General features: G+C 72.2%; 4 protein-coding genes. All 4 read right to left on the bottom strand.

Annotation, left to right across the window (positions count from 1 at the left end):
* On the bottom strand, nucleotides 1-553 hold a 553-nt coding region (locus CCN56_RS36630), incomplete at its 3' end, for an MFS transporter (protein WP_143664740.1).
* Entirely contained in the window at nucleotides 550-1,581 is a 1,032-nt protein-coding gene (locus tag CCN56_RS36635; protein ID WP_086832052.1) for a PLP-dependent cysteine synthase family protein, read from the bottom strand. The genes CCN56_RS36630 and CCN56_RS36635, both read right to left, overlap by 4 nt.
* Nucleotides 1,582-1,645: 64 nt before the next feature.
* Complete coding sequence (locus tag CCN56_RS36640) at nucleotides 1,646-2,023, bottom strand: hypothetical protein (protein WP_143664741.1); 378 nt, start codon at nucleotides 2,021-2,023, stop codon at nucleotides 1,646-1,648.
* A 96-nt stretch (nucleotides 2,024-2,119) separates the two neighbouring features.
* The gene (locus tag CCN56_RS36645; protein ID WP_086832054.1) at nucleotides 2,120-2,860 is read right to left on the bottom strand and encodes a MerR family transcriptional regulator; all 741 of its coding nucleotides are present in this window, start codon (nucleotides 2,858-2,860) and stop codon (nucleotides 2,120-2,122) included.
* Nucleotides 2,861-2,985 lie beyond the last annotated feature (125 nt).

The raw sequence follows: 2,985 nt of genomic DNA on the forward strand, positions 1-2,985 counted from the left end.
ACAGCACGGCGGCGACCACGCACGTCAGCCGGAACGACACCCCCGTCAGGGCCACCCCGACGAGCGGCCCGAGCAGGATGCCCGCCTGGTAGTACGCGTTGAACAGCGCGAAGGCCTGGACGCGCCGCTCCTCCCCCGCCTCCGCCGCCAGATACGCCCGCACCGCCGGGTTGAACAGCGCCCCCGCGAGGCCCGTCGCGAGCGAGGCGGCGATCAGCATCGGCAGCGACTGCGCGAAGGCGAGCGCCCCGAAGCCGACCGTCCGCAGGGCACAGCCGGCCACGATGAGCGGCTTGAAGCCGAGCCGGTCGGCGAGCGCCCCGCCGACGAGGAACATGCCCTGCTGGGAGAGGTTCCGGGCGCCGAGGACGAGGCCGACGGCCCAGGCGGCCATGCCGAGCCCGTCCGCGAGGTGCGCGGCCAGGTACGGCATGAGCATGTAGAAGCCGAGGTTGATGGTGAGCTGGTTGAGGAAGAGGAGCCGTACGGCCGGTTCGAAGGTGCGGCTCTGCTTCCAGATGCCCCCCTTGGCGGGGGCCGTCGCCGTGGTCACTTGGCCCGCTCCAGGACTCGGCGGGTCCAGCCGCTGACGTTCTCGGCGGAGACGTACCCGGCGGGGTCCTCCCGTACGGGACCGTCGAGCAGCCCGTGCGCCGCGCAGAACTCGTCGTTGAAGACGGTGTCGAAGTACCGCTGCGGCCCGTCCGGGAAGACGGCCGCGATCCGGGTCCCGCGCGGGCGCGTGCGGGCCAGCCAGCCGGCGACGAGCGCGACCGCGCCCACGCTCCAGCCGCCGGTCGCGAACTGGCGCGAGGCGAGGCGGCGGGCCGCCCGTACCGCCTCCGCCGGGCCCACCCAGTGGACCTCGTCGAAGGCTCCGTGGTCGACGTTGCCCGGGTGGATGGAGGAGCCGAGGCCCCGCATCAGGCGTTCTCCGGCGGGCAGGCCGAAGACGGTGGAGTTCACGGAGTCGACGCCGACGAGTTCGAGGGCCGGGCTGCTGGTGGCGCGCAGCGCCCGGGAGATCCCGGCCGAGTGGCCGCCGGTGCCGACCGCGCAGACGAGGACGTCGATCCGGTCGAGCTGCGCGGACAGTTCGGCGGCGAGCCCCCCGTACGCGGCGGGGTTGTCGGGGTTCCCGTACTGGTCGGGCCACCAGGCCCGGTCGAGCTCGGCGAGCAGCTCGGCGACCCGGTCCATCCGGGCCTGCTGCCAGCCGCCGTGCGGGCTCGGCTCGGGGACGACGTGGACCCGGGCGCCGTGGGCGACGAGCATCCGCTCGACGATCGGTTCGAGACCGGGGTCGGTGACGACGTGCACGGGGTGGCCGTGGAGCACGCCCGCGAGGGCGAGGCCGAGACCGAGGGTCCCGGAGGTCGACTCGACGATCGGGGCGCCGGGCCGCAGGTCCCCGCGGCGGCGGGCCTGCTCGACCATGTAGAGGGCGGCGCGGTCCTTGATGCCGCCGAAGTTGAAGCCTTCGAGCTTGGCCCAGTAGCCGTCGTCCGTCCACAGCAGGGGGGTGTTGCCGACGGTCTGCTCGGCGACGGGCAGCGGGTAGCCGGTCGGTGGTGCGGTCATGATCGGTACGTCCTCGGGGTGGTTGCGCGAAAGGGAACCTGGTCACGCGAGTGCGGGACCCGGTTCAGTTCCGGTCCACCCCGAGGGCGATGAGCAGTCGGCCCGGCTCGGGGCCGGGGCCCGCCCGGTTCCGGACGCAGCGCGCGCGGGGATCGGTGCGGAGGTCCGCCGTGTACGGCAGGAGCACGGCTCCGCCGGCGTCGGGCACGGCGATCGGGGAGGCGGCGGCCTGCGCGGGAAGGTGGGCGTCGAAGGTCCAGGCGTCCCCTGACCGCTCGCAGCCGTGCGGAAGGCCGGGGGCGGAGACGGTCGCGGTGCCGGAGGCCGGCAGCGCGTGCCCGTGGGAGCCGTGGCAGACGCTCACGAGCAGGGCGAGGAGCGCGAGCAGGACGAGCACGGCGGGCGCCCGCCGGCTCACATCGCTCACACGCTCGTCACTCATGGTGCGCGTGAGGCTACGGTGGGGTCCGGTACGCCTGCAAAGAGGCGGGCCCGGTTTTGGCCACCGTTTACATCAGACAGGTCTCGCGGACAGGTCTCAGAGGTTCCGCTCCGCGTAGACCTTCATCGCGTCCCGGACGAGGAGCGCGGTGCCCTCGCCGTGCTTGTCGTAGTTCACGGTGAAGCGCGGGTCGTCGACGTACATCTGCCCGAGTCCGATCACGTACTCCTTGCTCGGCGTCGTGGTCGTCGACAGCCAGGCGATCTGGCGCCGCGTGATGGCCTGCACCTCCTCGCTGTCGGCGGCCAGGCCGTCCCGGGCCGCCTGCCCGAAGTCGCGGGCGATGCCGGCCTGCTCGGCCATGAACGCCTCCTTCTGCGCGTCGGTGAGCGAGCGCCACCAGCGGTCGCCCTTCTCGTACGCGTCGCGGCCCCAGCGCTCGGAGGCCTCCTCCTCGTACCGCGTGTGGTCGAAGCCGTCGAACACTTCCTCGGCCATGAGCTCTTCTCCCTTCTCGGTCTTGTCGAGAGTGGTCCGCACCGACGCGATCTGGCGTCCGATGCGCTCGCGTTCCTGTTCCAGGAGGGCGAGATGGGTGCGCAGGGCGGCGGACGTGTCCCGCTGCCCCGCGAGGACCTCGGCGATGGCGGGCAGCGAGAGCCCCAGCTCGCGCAGCAGCAGGATCCGCTGCAGCCGCACGAGCGCCGCCTGGTCGTAGTACCGGTAACCGTTCGCGCCGATCCGGCTCGGTTCGAGCAGTCCGCGCTCGCCGTAGTGGCGGAGGGTGCGGCTGGTGGTACCGGCCTTCTTGGCGATCTCCTGGATCGACCACTCCATGCCGAGAACGCTAAATCTTGACGTTGCGTAAAGGTCAAGCGGAGAGGAGCCGGAAACGACGCGTGCCCGGAAACGACGAAGACCCGGATTCCTGAGAATCCGGGTCTTCGTTGCTACTGAGTAGC

The sequence above is a fragment of the Streptomyces sp. NRRL B-24572 genome, assembly GCF_002156145.1.
Classification (GTDB): Bacteria; Actinomycetota; Actinomycetes; order Streptomycetales; family Streptomycetaceae; genus Streptomyces; species Streptomyces vietnamensis.